Raw genomic sequence first — 22,363 nt, 5'->3', positions numbered from 1 at the left:
AAACCATGCAAACCATCGACTTTGAACTGGAAGGCGACTACGTCGAGCTCAACCTGCTGCTGAAACTGGTCGGCCTGTGCGACAGCGGCGGTGCCGGCAAGGCGATCGTGGCCAGCGGCGCGGTGCGCGTCGACGGCGTCATGGAACTGCGCAAGACCTGCAAGATCCGTGCAGGCCAGGTGGTCGCCATCGACGACGTGGAGATCCGCGTACTGGCCGATCCCGAGGCCTAACCCGGCAGGCTGTCCAGCCGCTGGTCCAGGCCGGCGTGCATGGGCAGGCGCAACTGGAACTCCTCCTCCAGCACGCGCCGTATCGCGGCGCTGTCGCGCAAGGCGTGCCGCTCGGGTTCCCGCCCCAGCCGCCGCACGGTGAATTCATGGTTGAGCAGGCTCAGGCGCCGGTCGGCGGTGGTGCGCGCCGCGATCAGGTTGCGCGGGAAGCGCGAGGCCGCGTGCGTGGAGACGTAGTGGTTGGCCACCACGTAGTCGACCATCTCGCAACGCCGCAGGTCGAAGCGGTACAGCGTGAACCATTGCCCGCGCACGCATGACTGCATGCGCCATTCGCCGTCGCGCTCGACCAGCCGGAACGGCTCGTGGCCGGTCGGTTGTTCCAGGTCGGCCTGCAGCCGCAGCGCACCGGTCAGCACCTGGTTGCCGAAGCCGACATCCGCCAGCCAGCTTTCACCACCCAGCTCGACGCGCAGCAACATGTGGGTCTGCGCGGTGACGGCATCCTCCGGGTGCTGCCACAGCACGCGCGCGATCAGCCCCGACACCTCGAAACCGATCGTGCGCAGCACCGCGGCGAACAGCAGGTTCTGCTCGAAGCAGTAGCCGCCGCGGCCGTCGTGCACCAGCTTGCGTTCCAGCGCTGGCGTATCCAGCTCGACCGGCAGGCCGAGCAGCGGGGTGAGGTTTTCGAACGGGATCGCCGCCACGTGCGCCACGGCCAGACCACGCAGGGTGGCCAGGTCGGCGGCGACGCTACCGTGCCAGCCGATGCGCCGCAGATAGGCGCCCAGATCGATGGAACCTTGCATCCCTCAACTCCACGAAACCGATGGACAATGATGGTACCGGGCCGGCCACCGCCGCACAGGTAACCGATGGCATACGCCCGGCGAAGAGCAGGTATCGGCCACCCGATGGCCATGCCGGCGAGGCGCAACATGATCCGTCGCAGCACGCTCCACACCATGCCGCTGGCCGCCCTGCTCATGCTGGGTGTGAGCGCTTGCCAGCCGGTGTCCGCCGCCAGCGGCGCGCTCCCGGCGCCGACCGTCGATGCCCGCAAAACCGTTGCCCACGGCGAACAGGTCGCGGTGCTGGCCGGCGGCTGCTTCTGGGGCATCGAGGCGGTGTTCGAGCACGTCAAGGGCGTGCACCGGGTGATCGCGGGCTACTCCGGCGGCAACGCCGATACCGCCCATTACGACGAGGTCAGCGAAGGCGACACCGGCCATGCCGAGTCGGTGCAGGTGCATTTCGACCCGGCCGAAATCAGCTACGGCACGCTGCTGCAGGTGTTCTTCTCGGTCGCGCTCGACCCCACCGAACGGAACCGGCAGGGCCCGGACGTCGGCAGCCAGTATCGCTCGGTGATCTTCTACGGCAACGCCGAACAGCAGCGCATTGCCGGTGCCTATATCGCGCAACTGGGCGCGGCGAAATCCTTCCCGGCGCCGATCGTGACCCAGCTCGCGCCGCTGCAGGCGTTCTACCCGGCCGAGGCGTACCACCAGCATTACTTCCAGCTGCATCCGAACAACCCATACATCGTCTACAACGACGCGCCCAAGGTGGCGCAGCTGAAGCAGCTGTTCCCGGCGCTGTACCAGCCGGACCGACAGGTGGTGGAAGTTCAGCTGCACTGACTTGGGCGAGGCGGCACGCCTCCCATCTTGCGTGAAGCGACGCGGCCCCCATCTCGGGAGTTCCGCGCAAACGACGCCCACGGCCTGACGACTCTCCACGTGCCGCCCCACCACTCCCCCGAATCCGCCGGATCGAGCGAACTCGCGCGCAGCTTCCTGGGCGTGTTCCGCTACAGCGGGCGCGCGCTGGAACTGGTGTGGAGCACCAGCCATGCGCTGACCGTCGCGCTGGCCGCGCTCACCCTGATTGCCGGCCTGCTGCCGGCCGGCATCGCCTACGTCGGTGCGCACATCGTCGACGCGGTGGTGACCGCCAGTCGTCTATGGGCCGCCAACGGCCATGCACCGCTGCGATCGGCCTTCGAATGGGTGGCGCTGGAGGGCTTGCTGGTGGCCGCGCTGGCCGGCGCGCAACGCGGTTTGTCGCTGTGCCAGTCGCTGCTGCGCGCGCAACTGGGCCAGCGCGTCAACGTGATGATCCTGGAGAAGGCGCTGACCCTGGAGCTGGCGCACTTCGAGGATTCGGAGTTCTACGACAAGCTCACCCGCGCCCGCCGCGAAGCATCGAGCCGGCCGCTGTCGCTGGTCACGCGCACGTTCGGACTCGGCCAGAACGCGATCTCGCTGCTCAGCTACGGCAGCCTGCTGTTCCAGTTCTCGCCGTGGGCGGTGGCGGTGCTGCTGCTGGCCGGCCTGCCCTCGTTCTTCGCCGAGACCAAGTTCTCCGGTGACGCGTTCCGCCTGTTCCGCTGGCGTTCGCCGGAAACACGCATGCAGCTCTACCTGGAAACCGTGCTGGCGCGCGAGGACCACGCCAAGGAAGTGAAGCTGTTCGGCCTCGGTCCGCTGCTGCTGCAGCGCTATCGCGACATCTTCCACAGCCTGTACCGCGCCGATCGCGAACTCGCCGTGCGCCGCGACAGCTGGGGCTTCGTGCTGGGTCTGCTGGGCACGCTGGCACTGTACGGCGCCTATGCGTGGATCGCCGCCAGCACGGTGATGGCGCGCATCACCCTGGGCCAGATGACGATGTACCTGGCGCTGTTCCGCCAGGGCCAGTCAGCGGTGTCGGCGATGCTGTCGGCGATCGGCGGCATGTACGAGGACAACCTCTACCTCTCCACGCTGTACGAGTACCTGGAAACCCCGGTGCCGCCGGCGACCGGCATGGCGCAGCGCGGCGCCATGCCCGAAGACGGCATCCGCTTCGAGCAGGTCAGCTTCACCTACCCCGGCGCCAGCGAGCCGGCGCTGCGCGATATCGACCTGCACATCCGCCCTGGCGAGTCGCTGGCCCTGGTTGGCCAGAACGGCTCAGGCAAGACCACCCTGATCAAGCTGCTCACGCGTCTGTACACGCCCGACCGCGGCCGCATCCTGCTCGATGGTACCGACCTGCGCGAGTGGGACGAAGCCGTGCTGCTGCAGCGCATCGGCGTGATCTTCCAGGATTTCGCCCGCTACCAGATGCGCGTGGGCGAGAACGTGGGCGCCGGCGACGTCACCCACTTCGACGACGAGGCGCGCTGGCGCGAAGCCGCCGACAAAGGCATGGCCAGCGACTTCATCGACAGTCTGCCGGCCGGCTTCGAGACCCAGCTGGGCAAGTGGTTCAACGACGGTCGCGAACTCTCCGGCGGCCAGTGGCAGAAGATCGCGCTGGCGCGCGCCTTCATGCGCTCCCGCGCCGACATCCTGGTGCTGGACGAACCCACCGCCGCGATGGACGCCGCCGCCGAGGCCACCATCTTCGAGCATTTCCGCGAATTGGCCGGCGGGCGCATCGCGATCCTGATCTCGCACCGCTTCTCCACGGTGCGCATGGCCGACCAGATTATCGTGATCCAGGACGGCCGCATCGTCGAGCACGGCAGCCACGAGCAACTGATGGCGCTGGGCGGGCACTATGCGCAGCTGTTCTCGTTGCAGGCACAGGGCTACCGCTGATCCGGGCAGTCGGCTTGACCATCGCCGCCCGCGCGCCCCATGCTTTGTCGTCTTGTCTTGATCGAAACACCCGCATGAGCAGTCGCTACAACGCCGCCGACATCGAAGTCCTCTCCGGCCTGGATCCGGTCAAACGCCGCCCCGGCATGTATACCGACACCACCCGGCCGAACCATCTGGTGCAGGAAGTGGTGGACAACTCGGTGGACGAGGCGCTGGCCGGGCACGCGAAAAGCATCGAGGTGGTGCTGCACGACGACGGTTCGGTGGAAGTGAGCGACGACGGCCGCGGCATGCCGGTGGACATCCACCCGGAGGAAGGCGTTTCCGGTGTCGAACTGATCATGACCCGGCTGCACGCCGGCGGCAAATTCAGCGGCAAGAACTACAACTTCTCCGGCGGTTTGCACGGTGTCGGCGTGTCGGTGGTCAACGCGTTGTCCGACCGCGTGGAAGTCACGATCCGCCGCGATGGTTCCGAATACCAGATGGTGTTCGCCCACGGCGACAAGATCAGCCCGCTGGAAGTGATCGGCACGGTACCGAAGAAGCGCAGCGGCACCACGTTGCGCTTCTGGCCGGAAGCGAAGTACTTCGACTCGCCGAAGATCTCGCTGGGCAAGCTCAAGCACCTGCTGCGCGCCAAGGCCGTGCTGTGCGCCGGCCTCAACGTGAAGCTCACCGACGCAGCCTCGGGCGAAGTCGTCGAGTGGCACTACGAGGACGGCCTGCGCGATTACCTGCGCGGCGAACTCGACGGCATCGAGGCGCTGCCGAACGAGCTGTTCGTGCACCACATGGCACGCGACGTCGAAGGCCTGGAAGTGGCACTGGCCTGGCTGCCGGAAGGCGAGCTGGTGCAGGAGAGTTACGTCAACTTGATCCCCACCGCGCAGGGCGGTACCCACGTCAACGGCCTGCGCACCGGCCTGACCACCGCCATCCGCGAGTTCTGCGATATCCGCAACCTGCTGCCGCGCGGGGTGAAGCTGGCGCCGGAAGACGTGTGGGAGCGGCTGTCGTTCGTGCTGTCGGCACGGCTGCAGGATCCGCAGTTCGCCGGCCAGACCAAGGAGCGGCTGTCTTCACGCCAGACCGCCGGCATGGTCGAAAACGTCATCCACGACGCCTTCAGCCTGTGGCTCAACCAGCACGTGGAGATGGGCGAGCGCATCGCGCAGCTGGCGATCGAACGCGCCAGCGCACGCCTCAAGGCGGCCAAGCAGATCGTACGCAAGAAGATCACCCAGGGTCCGCAATTGCCCGGCAAGCTGGCCGACTGCACCGCGACCGACCTCAGCCGCACCGAACTGTTCCTGGTCGAGGGCGACTCCGCCGGTGGCAGTGCCAAGCAGGCGCGCGACAAGGAGTTCCAGGCGATCCTGCCGCTGCGCGGCAAGATCCTCAACACCTGGGAGGTCGAATCGACCTCGGTGCTGGCCTCGGAGGAAGTGCACAACCTGGCCGTGGCGATCGGCTGCGACCCGGGCAAGGACGACCTGTCCAGCCTGCGCTACGGCAAGGTGATCATCCTGGCCGATGCCGACTCCGACGGCCTGCACATCGCCACCCTGCTGTCGGCGCTGTTCCTGCGGCATTTCCCGCGGCTGGTCAGCGAAGGCCACGTGTTCGTGGCGATGCCGCCGCTGTTCCGCGTCGACGTGGGCAAGCAGGTGTTCTATTGCCTGGACGAGAGCGAGAAGGAAGCGATGCTGCAGCGGATCGAGCGCGAGAAGATGAAGGGCGCGGTCAGCACCACCCGCTTCAAGGGCCTGGGCGAGATGAACCCGCCGCAGCTGCGCGAGTCGACCATTCATCCGGACACGCGTCGCCTCGTGCAGCTCACCGTCGGCGACGACGACGGCACCGCCAAGCTGATGGACATGCTGCTGGCCAAGAAACGCGCCGGCGACCGCAAGTCCTGGCTGGAAGAGAAAGGCGACCTCGCCACGCTCGAGGTCTGAACGCCCTGCGTCGCCGCCTGGATTCCACGTCACGGAACTCCGGGCAGCCGCATTGCATCCGTTCTGATGGATGCCGCGTATCTACAGGCGCTTCCAATCCGCGAAGCGGAAAATCCTGGAGAACTTCATGAAGACTCATTCCCGCATGCGCGCCCTGGCTATGGGCCTTTCCCTGGCACTAGCCACCGCAGCCGCAGTGCCGATGGCCATGGCCGGGCAGATGAATTCGTCGATGAGCATGCAGAAAACCGTGATGGTCGGCGGGGCCGCGATGTATCCGTCGAAAAACATCATCGAGAACGCGGTGAACTCGAAGGATCACACCACGCTGGTGGCCGCCGTGAAGGCTGCCGGCCTGGTCGAAACACTCGAGGGCCCGGGTCCGTTCACCGTATTCGCGCCGACCAACGAGGCATTCGCCGCGCTGCCAGCGGGCACGGTCGACAACCTGCTGAAGCCCGAGAACAAGGCCACCCTGACCAAGGTGCTCACCTACCACGTGGTGCCCGGAAAATACACGGCGCACGACCTGGCAAAACTGGCGAAGGCGCATGGCGGCAAGGCGATGCTGAAAACAGTCGAGGGCGACTCGATCACCGTCGCCGGCAAGGATGGCAAGTGGACTGTCACCGATGCCAAGGGCAATGTGGCCAACATCACGATTGCCGATGTGACGCAGTCGAACGGCGAGATCTTCGTGATCGACAAGGTGTTGATGCCGTAACAACTCCCGCCAAGATCGTCTTGCTGCTGCCGCCCGGTGAACGTCGGGCGGCTTTTTTTGTGGCGATGGCAGGGTTATCGTGCGAACTGGTTTTCCGCGAGCACGACGCATGGCCCTGCTGCCGCCACTCAATCTTGAACGCTGGATCGACGGACACCGTCACCTGCTGAAGCCGCCGGTGGGCAACAAGTGCATCGTCGACGGCGACTTCATCATCATGATCGTGGGCGGCCCGAACGCGCGCACCGACTATCACTACGATGAAGGCCCCGAGTTCTTCTATCAGCTCGAGGGCGAGATCACGTTGAAGGTGCAGGACGACGGCGTGGCGCGCGACATCCCGCTGCGCGCCGGAGAGATCTTCTACCTGCCGCCATGCGTGCCGCATTCGCCAAACCGCGCCGCCGGCTCCATCGGGCTGGTGATCGAGCGCCGCCGTCTGCCCGGCGAGAAAGATGGCCTGATGTGGTTCTGCGAGCAGTGCAATCACAAGCTGTACGAGGAGTACTTCACCCTCGCCAGCATCGAGCAGGATTTCCCGCCGGTGTTCGAGCGTTTCTACGGCTCACGCGAGGCGCGCACCTGCGGCGCCTGCGGCCAGGTGCATCCCGCCCCGGGAAAATACCTGTAGAAGCGCAGCCTACGTTTTCGCCAGCCACTTGCGCGCCATCCGCCGCAACGACGTGTCGAGTGTCTCGTCAGCGGCCACCTCGTTCACCGGCCGCCATGCCAGCGCGCGCGATTCGGCATTGACCACGAACGACTCATCCCCACCCGCACGTACCACGTAACGCACATCGTAATGCCAGTGCTCCGGCTCGCTGCCGCGGGCCGGGATGCGATGGCGGTCGATATCGAAGATGCCGCCTTCGACGCGCAGGCCGGCAACACCGGTTTCCTCCTGCGCCTCGCGCAACGCCACCCGCGCCAGGTCGATATCGCCATCGGCATGGCCGCCTGGTTGCAGCCAGCGATCCAGTTTGCGGTGATGCATCAGCAACACGCGCGCACCGTCCGCGCTGACCAGCCAGCATGAGCCGGTGAAATGGCCGATCGCGTTGCTGCGCTCGAAGGCATCCGCATGCGTATGCAGGAATGTCTCGAACTGCGCGGCGACCGCGGCCTCCCCCTGCCATTGGTCACGGTAGTGCCGGATGGCGTCGATCATGACGATGGCTGGCTGTTGCATGGCATCCGTCGAAGCGGGTTGAAACTCGTCACGGCATGTTTCGCCGCAACATGAACGAAGCTTGTACATCATCTATCGCTGGGCTATGTTGGCCCGCCATTGCCCGCCTGTACCACCCATCCGCCGCAGAGCGGAAACGGGCAAAAATCACTTGAGGGGAGCTTGATGATAAAAGGTCTGTTTGCCACTCACGCAATCGAGGCGATGCCTCGCGTGGATGCGGGCGAGCCCGTCGAAGGCAGTTCGGAGGGCGAGATCACTCTCAAGCGCGTACTGACTGCCCGGCATCTGGTGATGCTCGGTATCGGTGCCGTGATCGGCGCAGGCATTTTCGCCATCACCGGTACCGCCGCCGCCCAGTTCGCCGGACCCGCGCTGATCATCAGCTTCCTGATTGCCGCCGTCGCCTGCGGGCTGGCAGGCATGTGCTACGCCGAGTTCGCCGCGATGCTGCCGGTGTCCGGCAGCGCCTACTCGTACTCCTACGCGACTCTCGGCGAAGTGGTTGCCTGGTTCGTCGGCTGGGCGCTGGTGCTCGAATACCTGTTCGCGGCATCGACCGTGGCGGTGGCATGGTCGGGGTACTTCGGCGAAATGCTGCGCATGCTCAGTTCGATGTCGGGACTGAACTTCAACTTGCCGGCGGCGCTCTCCTCGGCTCCGCTCACGTTCGCCGAAGGCGGCCACAAGCTGGTTTTCACCGGCGCCCTGATCAACCTGCCGGCGATCCTGATCGTCAGCGCGATCAGCTGGCTGTGCTATCTCGGCATCACCCAGTCGGCGACCGTCAACGCGATCATCGTGGCAATCAAGGTGATCGTGATCCTGCTGTTCCTGGTCGTGATGTTCAACTACATCAACGCCGACCTGTGGCATCCGTTCATTCCGGCCAACGAAGGCGGTTCGAAGTTCGGCTGGAGCGGCATCTACCGCGGCGCCACCCTGGTGTTCTTCGCCTATATCGGTTTCGACGCGGTTTCCACTGCCGCGGGCGAGGCGAAGAACCCCCAGCGCGACATGCCGATCGGCATCCTCGGTTCGCTGCTGATCTGCACCGTGCTGTACGTGGCGATGGCTGCCGTGATGACCGGCACCACGCCGTTCCGCATGCTCAATACGCCCGAGCCGGTCGCTACCGCGATCAACTATGTGCTCGGCACCGTCGCTGCCGGTAGCGCGTCCAGCTATCTCCTGGGCGCGCTGAAGATCCTGGTGGTGTTCGCCGCCCTCGCGGGTTTGAGTTCGGTGGTGCTGGTGATGCTGATGGGCCAGCCGCGCATCTTCTATTCGATGTCGCGCGACGGCCTGCTGCCGCCGGCACTGGGGCGCCTGCACCCGAAACACCGCACGCCGTATATCGGCACCATCATCGTGGGCGTGATCGCTGCCACGCTGGCGGGCCTGTTCCCGGTGGACGTGCTCGGCGACCTGGTCTCGATGGGCACCCTGCTGGCCTTCGCCACCGTATGCATCGGCGTGCTGGTCCTGCGTCGTACCCGCCCGGATATTCCCCGCGCATTCCGTGTGCCACTGCCGTGGATCGTATGCCCGCTGGGCGCCCTCGCCTGCCTGTTCCTGTTCTGGCAGGCCTTCCAGGTGCGCTGGCCGTTGATGCTCGGCTGGATCGCCATCGGCTTCCTGATCTACGCCTTCTACGGCTACCGCAACAGCAAGTTGCGGCAGACCGCCCACTGACGAGCCATCAGCGGCCGGCGCACATCACGCCGGCCGCTGCGTCTGTGTTGTCCGCCAGGCAACGCCGCATACCCGCTTTCGAAGACGACTTCCCATGCTCAAGCAGTTGCTCGCCCGCAAGACCGACTTCAACGAACCCGACGACAGCCATGGCCCCACCCTGCGCCGCACCCTGGGGCCATGGGGACTGACCGCGCTGGGCATTGGTGCGGTGATCGGCGGCGGCATCTTCGTGATCACCGGGCAGGCTGCGGCCGACCACGCCGGTCCGGCGGTGATCCTGTCGTTCATCCTGGCGGCGATCTGCAGCACGTTCACCGCACTGTGCTACGCCGAGTTCGCCACGCTGATCCCGGTCTCCGGCAGCGCCTATTCCTACGCTTACGCCACCCTTGGCGAACTGATGGCCTGGTTCATCGGCTGGAACCTGGTGCTGGAATACGGCGTGTCCGCCTCGGCGGTGGCGGTGAGCTGGACCGGCTACTTCCTCAGCCTGCTCCAGCATATCGGCAGCACCTTCAACATGGACCTGAGCCTGCCCGCGGCACTGACCAATGCACCGCTGGCGTTCACTGCCAACCACCAGCTGGTTGCCACCGGTGCGCTGTTCAACCTGCCGGCGGTGGTGCTGATCCTGCTGCTGACCTGGATCTGCTACGTCGGCATCCGTGAGTCGAGCCTGGCGAACGCCGCGATGGTGGCGCTCAAGGTCGGCCTGATCACCCTGGTGATCGTGGTCGGCTGGCGTTATGTCGACCCGTCCAACTGGACCCCGTTCGTGCCCGAATCGCAGGGCCACTACAAATACGGTTGGGGCGGCGTGCTGCGCGGCGCGGCGATGGTGTTCTTCGCCTACATCGGCTTCGAGGCCACCTCGGTGGCGGCGCAGGAATCGCGCAATCCGCAGCGCGACCTGCCGATCGGCATCCTCGCCTCGCTGGCGATCTGCACCGTGCTGTACATCGCGATGGCCGCGGTGATGACCGGCCTCAGCTCGTACACCCTGCTCGGCACCGACGAGCCGGTGGTGACCGCGCTGCGAGGGCATCCCCAACTGGAATGGCTACGCTGGCTGGTGGAGGTCGGCGCGCTGCTCGGCCTGTCGTCGGTGGTGCTGGTGATGATCATCGCGCAGCCGCGCATCTTCATGATCATGGGCCGCGACGGCATGCTGCCGAAGGTGTTCACGCGAATCCATCCGCGCTATCGCACGCCGCACCTGAATACGCTGATCACCGGCGCCGGCATTGCCCTGCTCGCGGCGATCTTCCCGCTGGACGTGCTGGGCGACCTGGTCTCGATGGGCACGCTGATCGCGTTCATGGCGGTCTGCGCCGGCGTGTGGATCCTGCGGCATACCCGGCCGGAGCTGCCACGCACCTTCCGCGTGCCGTTCGCACCGGTGGTCTGCACGCTCGGCATCCTCAGTTGCCTCGCCCTGCTGTCCACCATGGCCTGGTACAACTGGTCGCTGATGGTCGCCTGGACCCTCCTCGGGCTGGTGATCTATTTCAGCTACGGCAATCGGCACAGCCACCTGCGTGGCACCACGGAAGACTCCGCAGCACGATAAATCACTATTTTCGTCAAACGTCGATGAAAAGTATCAAATTAGCCAAAAATATCAATAAATTCGACCACCATCGAAGAACGCGAAAATTCTCTACAAGTCTTGAAAATTTTTACGTAAATCATTGTTTTAAATTGATTTAACGAGAACTTTTCAAGAGAAATCGGGGGAGCGATCGCCCTTTCTGCGAACTCGGGAGTATCATCCTCAGTCCGCGGGTTGATCACTTGGCAGTGGGCCCCGGATCGCGGCTCGGCGCGTCAGGTGGGTAGCTCCTCACCCTGATGTGTCCGGGCCGCACTTTTGTCCGCACCTCGCCGCCCCTTCCTTTGCCGGTTCACGCAACGACAACGAAAAAGGCCGGCGATGAGCCGGCCTTTTCCATGCAACCTGTGTGATCGTGGTGCGATCAGGCTTTCTTCAACGTGTGCGACACGCACCAGCCCTTCGCATTCACCGACTTGCCCGGGAACAACTGGCACGGACCGCGACCGGTGGGGCCGCCACTGTAGAACTGGCAGTTGGTGCAGTCGTCGCCGGCCTTGTGCTTCGCGTTGGCGGTCTTCGTGGCGTCTTCCACATAGCCCAATGCCTTCGCGGTCGGATCCGACTCGCTCACCGGTGGCAGATCCGCCGCCCGTGCAAAGCGCGGCAGGCTACCGATGACCATAGCCGCCGCCGTTGTGCCGGCAGCCACCTTGAGGAACCGGCGACGCGATTCGATATCTTGTTCATTCGACATGGGCAAGCCTCCGTCGGAATCTGTCCGGCACACCCTGCGCCAGATCCGCGCCGATGTTACGCCCGGCGCCAAAATTTTTCCTGACTTGCGAGAATGGCTCTCATTACGGTCAGGCGGCGAGCACACGCATGCTATAGTTAACGATCATTTGGACGTCCAAATCGCATGAGCCAGATCCTCCCAGCCACGATCCCCGCCAACGTGTTCGAGCAGTGCGCCGATGCCATTGCCGACGTCGCGCGCGAGCTGTCCGTGCTGGGCTGGACGCCGGCGACCAGCAGCAACTTCTCGATGCGGGTCGATGCAAGCCACGCGGCAATCACCGTATCCGGCCGGCACAAGGGCAGGCTCGGCCGCGACGACATCATGCTGATCGACCTGGATGGCCATGCCGTCGGTACCGATGCCAGGCCGAGCGCCGAAACGGCGCTGCACACCCAGATCTACCGGCGCTGGCCAGAAATGAACGCGGTACTGCACACCCACTCGCGCACACAGAGCGTGGCGTCGCGGCTGTTCGCCGGCGAGGGCGTGATCCGACTGCAGGGCTGGGAGCTGCAGAAGGCGATCAGCGGTTACCGCACCCACGAAAGCGTGCTGGAGATCCCGGTGTTCCCGAACACCCAGCACATGCCCGAACTGGTGGCCCTGGTCGACGCCTGGCTGGATGCAGGCAAGCCGCTGCATGCCTACCTGATCGACGGTCACGGCATCTATACCTGGGGCCGCAACATGGCCGAGACGCAGCGCCATCTGGAAGCGCTGGAGTTCCTGCTCGGCTGCGAACTTGACCTGAAAAGACTGAGGGCATCATGAGCCGCCTGCGCATCTTCGACGAAACCCGACCGCAATCGCCGCTGGTGGTGATCGACGAACACGCCGCCATCGCCGCGGAGCTCGGCAAGGCGGGCGTCCGCTTCGAGCAATGGGAAGCTAGCCAGCCGATTGCCCCAGGCGCCAGCCAGGACGAGGTGATTGCCGCCTATCGCGGCGACATCGACCGGCTGATGCGCGAGGAAGGCTACCAGGCCGTGGACGTGATCAGCCTCGCTCCCGATCACCCCGACCGCGCCACGCTGCGCCAGAAGTTCCTCAGCGAGCACACCCACAGCGAGGACGAGGTGCGCTTCTTCGTCGCCGGCGCCGGCCAGTTCACCCTGCACCTCGGCGGCAAGGTCTATGACATCCTGTGCGAACAGGGCGACCTGATCGGCGTACCCGACGGCACCCGCCACTGGTTCGACATGAGCGAATCGCCCTACTTCGTAGCGATCCGGCTGTTCACCAACAAGGAAGGCTGGGTGGCCAACTTCACCGGCGACGACATCGCCTCGCGCTTCCCGCGCATGGCGCCTGCCGTGTAGGAGCCCACTCGCGGGCGATGCTCTTCCCGAACCCCGGATCCCGAAGCCATGATCGAAATCCGCGCCATCGTCACCGACATCGAAGGCACCACCAGCTCGATCGACTTCGTCCGCGACGTGCTGTTCCCATACGCGCGGAAGCGGCTGCCCGCCTTCGTCGAAACCCACGGCGACAAGCCCGAGGTGCAGCACTGGCTGCATGAGGCGGCCCGCGAGGCCGGGCTGGTCGAGGCCAGCCGCCAGGACATCATCGAACTGCTGCTGCAGTGGATCGACCAGGATCGCAAATCCACCGCGCTGAAGGCGCTGCAGGGCATGATCTGGAAGGACGGCTACGAGGCCGGTGACTACCGCGCCCACATCTATCCGGAAGTCACCGCGCGGCTGCGCGACTGGCGCGCCGACGGGCTGCGGCTGTACGTCTACTCCTCCGGCTCGGTACCGGCGCAGCGGCTGTTCTTCCAGCACAGCGAGGCAGGCGATCTGAGCTCGCTGTTTGCCGGCTACTTCGATACCGAAACCGGCGCGAAGCGCGAATCCGAATCCTACCGGCGCATCGCCGGGGCGATCGGCGAGCAGCCCCGGCACCTGCTGTTCCTGTCCGATATCGTGGAGGAACTCGACGCCGCGCAGGCAGCCGGCTTCCACACCGGCTGGCTGGTGCGCGAGCCGCAGACGCTGCCCAACGCGCCGCGCCATGCGGTCTATCGCGATTTCGACGCGATCACGCCGTGAAACCGCCGCATGCGCCCCACCATGCGTAGCACCCTGACCGTCCTGCTCGCGTTCGCCGCCGGGGTGCTGCTGGCGACCTGGTGGTCCGGCCACCTGGCGATGCCATCGACCGCCAGCCATGCCGCCACCACGCCCGACAGCATGGCATCGGACGCCGTGCCAGAGGACGACGCCGATGTCGACCGCTGGCCCAGCCAGGCTCCCACCCCGGAACAGGTGCTGTACGCGCAGCCACGGATGATGCGCAACGCGCTGGCCGAACTCGGCCCGCGAGTGCCCGGCAAGCCGAACCTGTACCTGCTGGCCATCGCCGGCGATGGCAGCGAGGACGTGTTCCACAACGAGGCCGAATACGCGGCACGGCTGTTCGCCCAGCGCTTCGGCGCCAGCGCCCACAGCCTGGTGCTGGAGAACAACCCGGCCACGCTCACCACCCGGCCGCTGGCCAGCTGGAGCAATCTGGAAACCGCGCTTGACGGCCTGGGCAAGACGATGCAACCGGACCAGGACATCCTGCTGCTGTACCTCACCAGCCATGGCAGCGAGGATCACACCCTGTTGCTGGACATGGATCCGCTACCACTCGACCAGCTCGGCGCCAGCGACCTGGCCGGCATCCTGGCCATACACCCGTTCAAGTGGAAGGTACTGGTGGTCAACGCCTGCTATTCCGGCGGCTTCGTGCCGCCGCTGCGCGGCCCCGGTACCCTGGTGCTCACCGCCGCCCGCGCCGACCGCAGCTCGTTCGGCTGCGGCAGCGACTCGAACATTACCTACTTCGGCAAGGCCTGGCTGGTCGACGCGCTGAACCACACCGACAATTTCGTCGACTCGTTCAAACAGGCCAGCATCCAGATCAGCCGCTGGGAGCAGCAGGACAAGCTCACCCCGTCGGAACCGCAGATCGACATCGGCAGCGGCATTACCGAACAGCTTGCCTTGTGGCGCAAGAATATCGTGGCCGGTCCGCCGGTAGCATTCAAGCCGCCGGCCACGAAAGCCGTCGCCCGCTGAAGCGGCACCCAACGCTGGAAGCACACTTCACGCGGGCTTGATTGTGCGGCCCGCATCCGGCGGCGTGTCGTCAAGTCGCCTTGATGTGCAGACCGCCTATTGCTGAGTGCGGCAAATCGGCGGCAACCACTTGGCGGGAACGTCACCACCACATGACCAGTGGACCGTGTTGTCGCGGACATATGGCGTCAGCAACAGCGCGTGGCCGCGCACGGGCGACCTGATGAAATTGACGGTCAGCGCGCCATGGCTGCCCAGCGTGATGCTGGACACGCTGGAATCGCCGGCAAACGGCGCCAGGCCAAGCTGCCCGATCGAATCGGGCCACTCTTGGTGACTGACGCCAAATTGCGCCACCGCCTCGCGATAGGGAGTGCTGTCCGCCATTGCCACGTTCAAGGCCGCACGCCCCAGATAATCCTGATACGCGGGAATCGCGATCGCTGCCAGGATCGCGATGTAGGCGATCACGATCAGTCCACCGCCGATACCCAACCCGGGCACACGCGGCAAGATCAGGCTGATCAGATAGGCGAATGGATTGCGCGCCCCAAGCTTCGGCTTGCGTTGCTCGGCGAGCGCACGCAGCCACGCATGGCGCTTGTTCAACCAGGGATAGTCGCCGACCAGCTCGTGCAACGACATCCAGAAGCCCGGCGCCGCCGTCGCGCTCTCGCTGTAGTCCGCCAGATTGACTTCGCGCCAGAGGCGTTTGCCGGCAGCCAGCGTGACCAGCCCGTATTGGGCATCCTCTGGATTTTCGCAGACGGCCAGACCATGTCGGTCACAGGTGTATTCGCGTGCGCGCGAATAGGCTGCGCCGATCAACGGCAGGAACATCGCTGGGGCCAACACCTTCGCCCAGGTCAGGTGATGCCTGCGCAGATGACCAAGTTCGTGGCCGATGTAGAAATTCAGGGCCCCCGGTCGGGCTTCGAAGCTCTCCACCACATCCGACAGCAGCACGACGAAATTGCGCCCAAGGAAACGCGTTGCGAAGGCATTCAACACACCGTTCCCATTGACCAGATACGCCTCCGGGAGCTCCCGCATGCCGAGCTTGCGCGCACAGTCGGACAGACGTTGATACAGCTCGGGCATCTGCCTCGAACTGATACGAATCGCATTGCCGCGCAAGTGCGCGATCAGCGCCGAGTGCGCAATGACCGCAAACAGCGCGAACAGTAGTAGGTAAATCAACAACACACCGACGGTGCCGAACAGAAGCAACAGCCAGATGACGATAGACAGAACGAGCGCGATCGCACGCAACGTCGTCTCGTTCTTGTAGACGAGGTCGTTCACTAGATGGTCTCCCTGAAGGCACATCCCCCGATGCGCCTCGCCAGTCTAGGGCAATCTATCGATGCCAGCTAGGACTTGATCTCGCCGTGCCGCGCTTGTAACTGCGAAACCACCTGTGCCAGATCGAGTTCCCGCGCACGCAGCAGCACCATCAAGTGATAGACCAGGTCCGCCGCCTCACCCAGCAGCTCGGCATCGTCCTGCGCCACCGCAGCAAGCGCAGTCTCGACGCCTTCTTCGCCCACCTTCTGCGCGATGCGACGAATGCCACCATCGAACAGCCGGGTGGTGTAGCTGCCGGCCGGACGTTCAGCGTAACGCTGCTCGACCAGGGCATCGAGTTCGGCGAGAAAGCCGAGCGGAGGTCGTACGTCGGCGCTGTCGCCGAAGCAGCTGGAGGTGCCGAGATGGCAGGTCGGCCCCTGCGGGGCGGCCTGGATCAGCAAGGTGTCGGCGTCGCAGTCGATGCGGATCGACTTCAGCGCGAGCACGTGGCCGGAGCTTTCGCCCTTGGTCCACAGGCGTTGTTTGCTGCGGCTGTAGAAGGTGACGTGGCCGCTGGCTTGCGTCTGCGCCAGCGCCTCGGCGTTCATGTAGCCGAGCATCAGCACTTCGCCGCTCAGCCAATGCTGCACGATGGCGGGCAACAGGCCGTCGCCCTTGGCCCAGTCGAGGCGGCTGGTATCGGTGTTGTCGCTCATCGCTGTCATTCCTCCTGGCTTACCGACGTACCGGAACGCCCTGCTCGCGCAGGTAGTGCTTGAGTGCGGGGATGGCGATCGCACCGGAGTGGAACACGCTGGCAGCCAGCGCACCATCCACGTCAGCGTCGATGAAGGCGTCGCGGAAATGCTCCGGCGCGCCCGCGCCACCGGAGGCGATCAGCGGCACGTGGCAGAGCGCGCGGGCCGCGGAAAGCTGCTCCAGATCGTACCCCCGGCGCACGCCGTCGCTGCCCATGCAGTTCAATACGATCTCGCCGGCGCCGCGCTGTTGCGCCTCGACCATCCAGTCCAGCGTGCGGCGCGGCAGCGCCTGGGTCTTCGCGGGGTCGCCGGTGTACTGGCGCACGCGCCACTCACCGTCGGCATCGCGCAGCGAATCGATGCCGACCACCACGCACTGCACGCCGAACGCAGCGGCCAGTTCGTCGATCAGTGCGGGACGCTCCAGCGCCGGCGAGTTCACCGAGATCTTGTCGGCACCCGCATGCAGCACCGCGCGTGCCTCCTCCACCGAACGGATGCCGCCGGCCACGCAGAACGGAATGTCGATCGCCCGTGCGACCTTCTCGACCCAGCCGCGATCCACACTGCGCCCTTCGGGGCTGGCCGTGATGTCGTAGAACACCAGCTCGTCGGCGCCTTCGTCGCGGTAGCGCAGCGCGAGGTCGACGATTTCGCCCATCACCACGTGGTCGCGGAAGCGCACGCCCTTGACCACCTGGCCGTCGCGCACGTCGAGGCAGGGAATGATGCGGCGGCTCAGCATGCCAGGGCCTCCTGCACGGTGAATCTGCCTTCCAGCAGCGCGCGACCGAGGATCACGCCGCGCGCGCCGGCTTCGCGCGCGGCGCGGATGTCGTCCAGCGAGCGCACGCCGCCGGAGGCCTGCACCGCCAGCGACGGCACGGTGGCGGCGAGATGGCGGTAGAGATCGAGGTTGAAGCCGGCGAGCATGCCGTCGCGGTCGATGTCGGTGCACAGCAGGTGGCGCGCGCCGCGCGCGGCGTACCACGGCGCCAGCTCGTCCAGCGTGCGTGCTTCGACTTCGGTCCAGCCCGCGCTGGGCAGGCTCCAGCGACCATCGAGGCGGCGCGTATCGAGCGCGAGGGTCAGCCTTTCGGCGCCGTGGCTGTCCAGCCAGCCGGCCACGAGTTCGGGCTCGCGGATCGCCACACTGCCCAGCACCACGCGCTGCACGCCGGCGTCGAACAGCCGGCGCAGGTCGTCTCCGCCGCGTACGCCACCGCCGGCCTGGATCTGCATGCCATCGGCGGCGATGGCCTGGATCACAGCGAGATTGGCCAGGCTGCCCGAGCGCGCACCGTCCAGGTCGACCAGGTGCAGCCAGCGCGCGCCGGCGTCCGCGTAGCGCTGCGCCAGTTCGCGCGGATCGGCCGCATAGGTGGTCTGCTGCGCGTAGTCGCCCTGCTTCAGGCGCACCACCTGGCCGCCACGCAGGTCGATCGCGGGAATCACGTCGAAATTCATAGTTCGAGGAAGTTCTTCAACAGTCGGGCGCCAACGGCGGCAGAGCGCTCGGGATGGAACTGCATGCCATGGAAGTTGCCGTGCGCGATCACCGCCGAGAACGCGCCGCCGTAGTCGGCCGTGGCCAGGGTCCAGTCGCCGACCGGTACCGCGTAGCTGTGCACGAAATAGGCCTGGTCGTCGTCGCCCAGGCCGGCCAGCAGCGGGTGCGGCCGCCGCACGGACAGTAGGTTCCAGCCCATGTGCGGCACGCGCAGGCCGGGCGCTTCGGTGAAACGACGTACCGGCGCCGGGATCAATCCGAGGCACTCCGTGCCGCCCTCTTCCGAGTGCGCGCACAGCAGCTGCATGCCGAGGCATACGCCGAGCACGGGTTGTTCCAGCGAACGCAGCACGTCGACCAGACCCAGCTCGCGCAGCCGCGCCATGCCGGGACCGGCGGCGCCCACGCCGGGCAGGATCACCTTGTCGGCGGCACGGATCGCCGCCGCGTCCGACGTGAGCGCAGCGTCCACGCCCAGCCGCTGCAGCGCGTAGCGCACCGAGCCGATGTTGGTGCCGCCGGCGTCCACCAGCACCACGTTCATCACAGCGCGCCCTTGGTGCTGGGCAGTTCGCTGCCCTCGCGGCGAATCGCCTGGCGCAGCGTGCGCGCCACCACCTTGAAGCAGGCCTCGACCATGTGGTGAGCATTGTCGCCGCGCACGGCGAGGTGCAGGTTCGCGCCCAGCGTCTCGCACAGCGAGCGGAAGAAATGCGGCACCAGTTCGGTCGGCACCTCGCCCACGCGCTCGCGCGGGAAGCTGCCCTCGAACACGAAGAAGGGCCGGCCGGACAGGTCCAGCGCGGCACTGGCCTGCGCCTCGTCCATCGGCAGGGTGAAGCCGTAGCGGCCGATGCCACGCTTGTCGCCGAGCGCCTGCTTCAGCGCCTGGCCCAGCGCCAGCGCGCAATCCTCGATGGTGTGGTGTTCGTCGATGTGGGTGTCGCCGTCGCAGGCCAGCTCCAGCGCGAAGCCACCGTGCTTGCCGATCTGCTCCAGCATGTGGTCGAAGAAACCCAGGCCGGTGTGCGCCTTCGGTTCGGCCACCCGATCCAGGTCGACGCTGACCGTGATGCGGGTTTCCTTCGTGTTGCGCACCACCGTGGCGGTGCGCGGTGCATCCAGCAGCTGATGCGCCAGCGCCTCCCAGCTCGTGCCAAGTGGGCCGACGCGGAAGCCGCGCACGCCAAGGTTCGCGGCGAACTGCAGGTCGGTTTCGCGATCGCCCACCATCGCCGACGCCGCCCGGCTCCAGCCGTCATCGGCGAGGTAGTGCCGCAGCATGCCGACGCCGGGCTTGCGCGTATCGAGGCCCTCGTGCGGAAAGCTGCGGTCGATCAGCACCTCGCGGAAGGCGATGCCTTGCGAGGCGAGGATGCGCAGCAGCAGTTCGTGCGGCCCGGTGAAATGCGGCTCGGGAAAACTGTCGCTACCCAGACCGTCCTGGTTGCTCACCATCACCAGCTCGTAGCCGGCGGCGACGAAGCGCTGCAGCGCGGCGATTACGCCGGGTAACAGAGCCAGCTTCTCGTAACTGTCGATCTGCTCGTCGGCCGGCTCCTCGATCAGACAGCCGTCGCGATCGACGAAAAGAATCTTGCGGCTCACGGGTTGGTTTCCTGCAGGACGGCCAGCACGCGCTCGTTCTCTGCCGGCGTGCCGATGGTGATGCGCAACGCATCGCCGAGATTCGGATATTTGCGTATATCACGCACCACGATACCTGCGGCCAGCAGCTTCTGATACACCGCGGCGGCATCCTCGAAACGCACGGCCAGGAAATTCGCCTGTGACGGCAACACCTCGCGCACCCCGGGCAACCGGCGTAACGCCGCCAGCATCCGCGCACGCTGCTCGCGCACGATGGTGACATGCCCTCGTGCATTCGCCTGGCCCCAGCCGGACAACGCCAACAACGCGGCGTCCACGCTCGGCAACGGCAGCGGGTACGGCGCCATGATCCGACGCAGCAGGGCGATCACGTCCGCGTTCGCCAGCAGGCTGCCGATGCGCACGCCGGCCAGCGCCCAGGCCTTGGACAAGGTGCGCAACACGGCGAGGTTGTCGTAGCGGTCGATCAGGTCGGCCACGCTGCCTTCGTCGGCGAACTCCACGTAGGCCTCGTCCACCACCAGCAACGCGCGGCCGGCCAGCGCACGCGCCAGCCGCTCCACTTCGGTGCGCGGCACCGGCTGGCCGGTGGGATTGTTCGGCGTGCAGATGAAGACCAGCTTCACTGCCGGGGTCAGCGCGGCCAGCACCGCATCCACGTCCAGGGTAGCGTCTGCCGCCAGCGGCACCTCGACGATGCCCGCGTCCTGCACCCGCGCGCACACCGCATACATGCCGAACGTGGGCGGCTGGATCAGGATCGCGTCGCGGCCGGCGCGGCAGAACGCGCGCACCAGCAGGTCGATCGCCTCATCGCTGCCGCGGCCGACCAGCAACTGTTCGCGCCGAACGCCGTAGAGTGCCGCCAGCGCGTCGACCAGGGCGGCGGGCTGCGGCTCAGGATAGCGGTTGCAGCCAAGGCCGTCGTCGCCCACCGGCGCCCACGCCGATTCGTTGGCGTTGAGCAGGACCTCGCCACCGCTGGCCTCCATCCGTGCCGAGGAATACGGCTGCATCGCGCGGATTTCCGGCCGCGCCAGATCGAGCACGCTCATGCCAAAGCCTCCAGGCGCAGCGTTACCGCGCGGCGGTGCGCTTCCAGTTGCTCCGCCGCCGCCAGCGTGGCGGTGCACGGGCCGATGTTGCGCAAGCCGTCCGCGCTGACTTCCTGCACGCTGATCTGCTTCTGGTAGCTGGCCACCGACACGCCGCTGTAGCTGCGTGCGTAGCCGTAGGTCGGCAGCACGTGGTTGCTGCCGCTGCAATAGTCGCCCACCGATTCGGGCGCCCACTGGCCGAGGAAGACCGAACCGGCACTTTCGACGCCATCGAGCAGCGCACGCGGCGCGGCGACCTGCAGGATCAGGTGCTCGGGCGCGTAGCGGTTGCTCACTTCCACCGCCTGCGCCAGCGAGTCGACGGCGATCAGCCGGCTCTGCGCCAGCGCCTGATTGACGATCGCGCCACGCGGTAACTCGGCGCATTGCCGCTCGACCTCGGCGGCTGCCTGGTCCAGCAACCCGGTGGACGGGCTCAGCAGGATCACCTGCGAATCCGGCCCGTGCTCGGCCTGCGACAGCAAGTCGGCGGCGACGAAGACCGGGTTCGCCCCGGCATCGGCGATCACCAGCACTTCGGACGGGCCGGCCGGCATGTCGATCGCGGCGCCTTCCGGATCGGACGACACCTGCAGCTTCGCCTCGGTCACCCAGGCGTTGCCAGGGCCGAACAGCTTGTCGCACTTCGGTACGCTGGCAGTGCCATAGGCCATCGCGGCAATCGCCTGCGCGCCGCCCAGCTTGAACACCTTGTGCACGCCGGTGAGGCGCGCGGCATACAGCACCGCCTCGTCGCAGCGGCCGTCGGCGCGCGCCGGCGAGCACAGCACCACTTCGCGGCAGCCGGCGATGTGCGCCGGCACGCCCAGCATCAGGGCGGTCGACGGCAACGGCGCGCTGCCGGCCGGCACGTACAGGCCGACCCGGCCGATCGGCCGCAGCATGCGTTCCACCCGCACGCCGGGCGCGGTATCCACCGCCACCGGTTGCAGCGCCGCCGCGCGATGGAACAGCTCGATGCGCGCTGCCGCTTCTTGGATCGCAGCTTTCAGGGCCGGATCGAGGGAAGCCTCGGCCGCGGCGAATTCGGCCTCGTCCACCGCGATCGCCTGCAGTGCGCAGCGGTCGTATTTCGCGCTCAGTTCGCGTAGCGCCGCGTCGCCACCTTCACGCACGGTGGCGATGATCTGCTCGACGCCGCGGCGCAGTTCGTCGCCCCGCGATTGCGCGGGGCGAGCCAGCGCCTCGCGGCGCGCCGTTTCATCCAGGGCGTTCCAGTCCAGACGTTTCATGCGAGCCCACTCTTCATG

Annotated in this window: 23 protein-coding genes; 12 read left to right on the top strand and 11 right to left on the bottom strand. The window is 66.3% G+C overall.

What is annotated here, in order from left to right:
* Positions 1–5: 5 nt before the first annotated feature.
* Positions 6–233, top strand: a complete 228-nt coding sequence (locus tag IMW82_RS01435; RefSeq protein WP_108471403.1) for an RNA-binding S4 domain-containing protein — start codon at positions 6–8, stop codon at positions 231–233.
* Here IMW82_RS01435 and IMW82_RS01430 read toward each other — a convergent pair.
* Positions 230–1,045, bottom strand: a complete 816-nt coding sequence (locus tag IMW82_RS01430; RefSeq protein ID WP_211003678.1) for an arylamine N-acetyltransferase — start codon at positions 1,043–1,045, stop codon at positions 230–232. The two genes, IMW82_RS01435 and IMW82_RS01430, sit on opposite strands and share 4 nt — an antisense overlap.
* Before the next feature lie 129 nt (positions 1,046–1,174).
* On the opposite strand from IMW82_RS01430, the gene msrA reads away from it, so the two are divergent.
* From msrA to IMW82_RS01405, 5 genes are all read left to right on the top strand, one after another.
* Positions 1,175–1,879 carry a peptide-methionine (S)-S-oxide reductase MsrA gene (msrA, locus tag IMW82_RS01425; RefSeq protein ID WP_211003677.1) on the top strand — a complete coding sequence of 235 codons (705 nt, stop codon included), beginning with the start codon at positions 1,175–1,177 and terminating at the stop codon, positions 1,877–1,879.
* Positions 1,880–1,978: 99 nt separating this feature from the next.
* Positions 1,979–3,826, top strand: coding sequence for an ABC transporter ATP-binding protein (locus IMW82_RS01420; protein ID WP_345777110.1), 1,848 nt, complete (start codon positions 1,979–1,981; stop codon positions 3,824–3,826).
* 74 nt (positions 3,827–3,900) lie between these two features.
* Complete coding sequence (gene parE / locus IMW82_RS01415; RefSeq protein WP_108471405.1) at positions 3,901–5,790, top strand: DNA topoisomerase IV subunit B; 1,890 nt, start codon at positions 3,901–3,903, stop codon at positions 5,788–5,790.
* Between the two features lie 127 nt (positions 5,791–5,917).
* Positions 5,918–6,514 carry a fasciclin domain-containing protein gene (locus tag IMW82_RS01410; RefSeq protein WP_211003676.1) on the top strand — a complete coding sequence of 199 codons (597 nt, stop codon included), beginning with the start codon at positions 5,918–5,920 and terminating at the stop codon, positions 6,512–6,514.
* A gap of 109 nt (positions 6,515–6,623) precedes the next feature.
* Positions 6,624–7,145 (top strand): 3-hydroxyanthranilate 3,4-dioxygenase, encoded by a 522-nt coding sequence (locus IMW82_RS01405; protein WP_211003675.1) that lies wholly within the window; start codon positions 6,624–6,626, stop codon positions 7,143–7,145.
* Positions 7,146–7,154: 9 nt separating this feature from the next.
* On the opposite strand, the gene IMW82_RS01400 is transcribed toward IMW82_RS01405, so the two are convergent.
* Complete coding sequence (locus tag IMW82_RS01400) at positions 7,155–7,703, bottom strand: NUDIX hydrolase (RefSeq protein ID WP_108471407.1); 549 nt, start codon at positions 7,701–7,703, stop codon at positions 7,155–7,157.
* Between the two features lie 165 nt (positions 7,704–7,868).
* Here IMW82_RS01400 and IMW82_RS01395 point away from each other — a divergent pair, with 165 nt between their 5' ends.
* Both IMW82_RS01395 and IMW82_RS01390 read left to right on the top strand, forming a co-directional pair.
* Positions 7,869–9,398 (top strand): amino acid permease, encoded by a 1,530-nt coding sequence (locus IMW82_RS01395; RefSeq protein ID WP_211003674.1) that lies wholly within the window; start codon positions 7,869–7,871, stop codon positions 9,396–9,398.
* A 94-nt stretch (positions 9,399–9,492) separates the two neighbouring features.
* Positions 9,493–10,971: an amino acid permease gene (locus IMW82_RS01390; RefSeq protein ID WP_211003673.1), complete on the top strand. Its 1,479-nt coding sequence runs from the start codon at positions 9,493–9,495 to the stop codon at positions 10,969–10,971.
* Positions 10,972–11,377: 406 nt separating this feature from the next.
* Here IMW82_RS01390 and IMW82_RS01385 read toward each other — a convergent pair whose 3' ends face one another.
* Entirely contained in the window at positions 11,378–11,710 is a 333-nt protein-coding gene (locus tag IMW82_RS01385; RefSeq protein ID WP_211003672.1) for a high-potential iron-sulfur protein, read from the bottom strand.
* 165 nt (positions 11,711–11,875) lie between these two features.
* Between IMW82_RS01385 and IMW82_RS01380 the strand changes: the two genes are divergently transcribed.
* Genes IMW82_RS01380 through IMW82_RS01365 form a run of 4 tightly spaced genes read left to right on the top strand, consistent with a single transcriptional unit; the run spans position 11,876 to position 14,823 of the window.
* Complete coding sequence (locus IMW82_RS01380; RefSeq protein ID WP_108471411.1) at positions 11,876–12,526, top strand: methylthioribulose 1-phosphate dehydratase; 651 nt, start codon at positions 11,876–11,878, stop codon at positions 12,524–12,526.
* Positions 12,523–13,074, top strand: a complete 552-nt coding sequence (locus IMW82_RS01375) for an acireductone dioxygenase (protein WP_108471412.1) — start codon at positions 12,523–12,525, stop codon at positions 13,072–13,074. Before IMW82_RS01380 ends, IMW82_RS01375 begins: the two co-directional genes overlap by 4 nt.
* Positions 13,075–13,122: 48 nt before the next feature.
* Positions 13,123–13,809, top strand: a complete 687-nt coding sequence (gene mtnC, locus IMW82_RS01370; RefSeq protein ID WP_211003671.1) for an acireductone synthase — start codon at positions 13,123–13,125, stop codon at positions 13,807–13,809.
* Positions 13,810–13,830: 21 nt separating this feature from the next.
* Positions 13,831–14,823 carry a C13 family peptidase gene (locus IMW82_RS01365; RefSeq protein ID WP_211003670.1) on the top strand — a complete coding sequence of 331 codons (993 nt, stop codon included), beginning with the start codon at positions 13,831–13,833 and terminating at the stop codon, positions 14,821–14,823.
* Between the two features lie 96 nt (positions 14,824–14,919).
* On the opposite strand, the gene IMW82_RS01360 is transcribed toward IMW82_RS01365, so the two are convergent.
* The 8 genes from IMW82_RS01360 to hisD form a co-directional block, all read right to left on the bottom strand.
* The gene (locus IMW82_RS01360) at positions 14,920–16,128 is read right to left on the bottom strand and encodes a M48 family metallopeptidase (protein WP_211003669.1); all 1,209 of its coding nucleotides are present in this window, start codon (positions 16,126–16,128) and stop codon (positions 14,920–14,922) included.
* 68 nt (positions 16,129–16,196) lie between these two features.
* Complete coding sequence (hisIE, locus tag IMW82_RS01355) at positions 16,197–16,829, bottom strand: bifunctional phosphoribosyl-AMP cyclohydrolase/phosphoribosyl-ATP diphosphatase HisIE (RefSeq protein ID WP_108471415.1); 633 nt, start codon at positions 16,827–16,829, stop codon at positions 16,197–16,199.
* Positions 16,830–16,848: 19 nt separating this feature from the next.
* Positions 16,849–17,619 (bottom strand): imidazole glycerol phosphate synthase subunit HisF, encoded by a 771-nt coding sequence (gene hisF, locus IMW82_RS01350; RefSeq protein ID WP_211003668.1) that lies wholly within the window; start codon positions 17,617–17,619, stop codon positions 16,849–16,851.
* Complete coding sequence (gene hisA, locus IMW82_RS01345; protein WP_211003667.1) at positions 17,613–18,341, bottom strand: 1-(5-phosphoribosyl)-5-[(5-phosphoribosylamino)methylideneamino]imidazole-4-carboxamide isomerase; 729 nt, start codon at positions 18,339–18,341, stop codon at positions 17,613–17,615. The genes hisF and hisA overlap by 7 nt, the downstream gene beginning before the upstream one ends.
* Positions 18,338–18,928, bottom strand: coding sequence for an imidazole glycerol phosphate synthase subunit HisH (gene hisH, locus IMW82_RS01340; RefSeq protein WP_211003666.1), 591 nt, complete (start codon positions 18,926–18,928; stop codon positions 18,338–18,340). The genes hisA and hisH overlap by 4 nt, the downstream gene beginning before the upstream one ends.
* Positions 18,928–19,992: a bifunctional histidinol-phosphatase/imidazoleglycerol-phosphate dehydratase HisB gene (gene hisB, locus IMW82_RS01335; RefSeq protein WP_211003665.1), complete on the bottom strand. Its 1,065-nt coding sequence runs from the start codon at positions 19,990–19,992 to the stop codon at positions 18,928–18,930. The genes hisH and hisB overlap by 1 nt, the downstream gene beginning before the upstream one ends.
* The gene (gene hisC / locus IMW82_RS01330) at positions 19,989–21,050 is read right to left on the bottom strand and encodes a histidinol-phosphate transaminase (RefSeq protein WP_211003664.1); all 1,062 of its coding nucleotides are present in this window, start codon (positions 21,048–21,050) and stop codon (positions 19,989–19,991) included. The genes hisB and hisC overlap by 4 nt, the downstream gene beginning before the upstream one ends.
* Positions 21,047–22,345 carry a histidinol dehydrogenase gene (gene hisD, locus IMW82_RS01325; protein WP_211003663.1) on the bottom strand — a complete coding sequence of 433 codons (1,299 nt, stop codon included), beginning with the start codon at positions 22,343–22,345 and terminating at the stop codon, positions 21,047–21,049. Before hisD ends, hisC begins: the two co-directional genes overlap by 4 nt.
* Between the last annotated feature and the right edge of the window lie 18 nt (positions 22,346–22,363).

Source organism: Rhodanobacter sp. B2A1Ga4 (assembly GCF_018101315.1).
Taxonomy (GTDB): domain Bacteria; phylum Pseudomonadota; class Gammaproteobacteria; order Xanthomonadales; family Rhodanobacteraceae; genus Rhodanobacter; species Rhodanobacter thiooxydans_A.
Note: the sequence above shows the minus strand (reverse complement) of the source record. Positions and strands in the feature narration are given on the sequence as shown.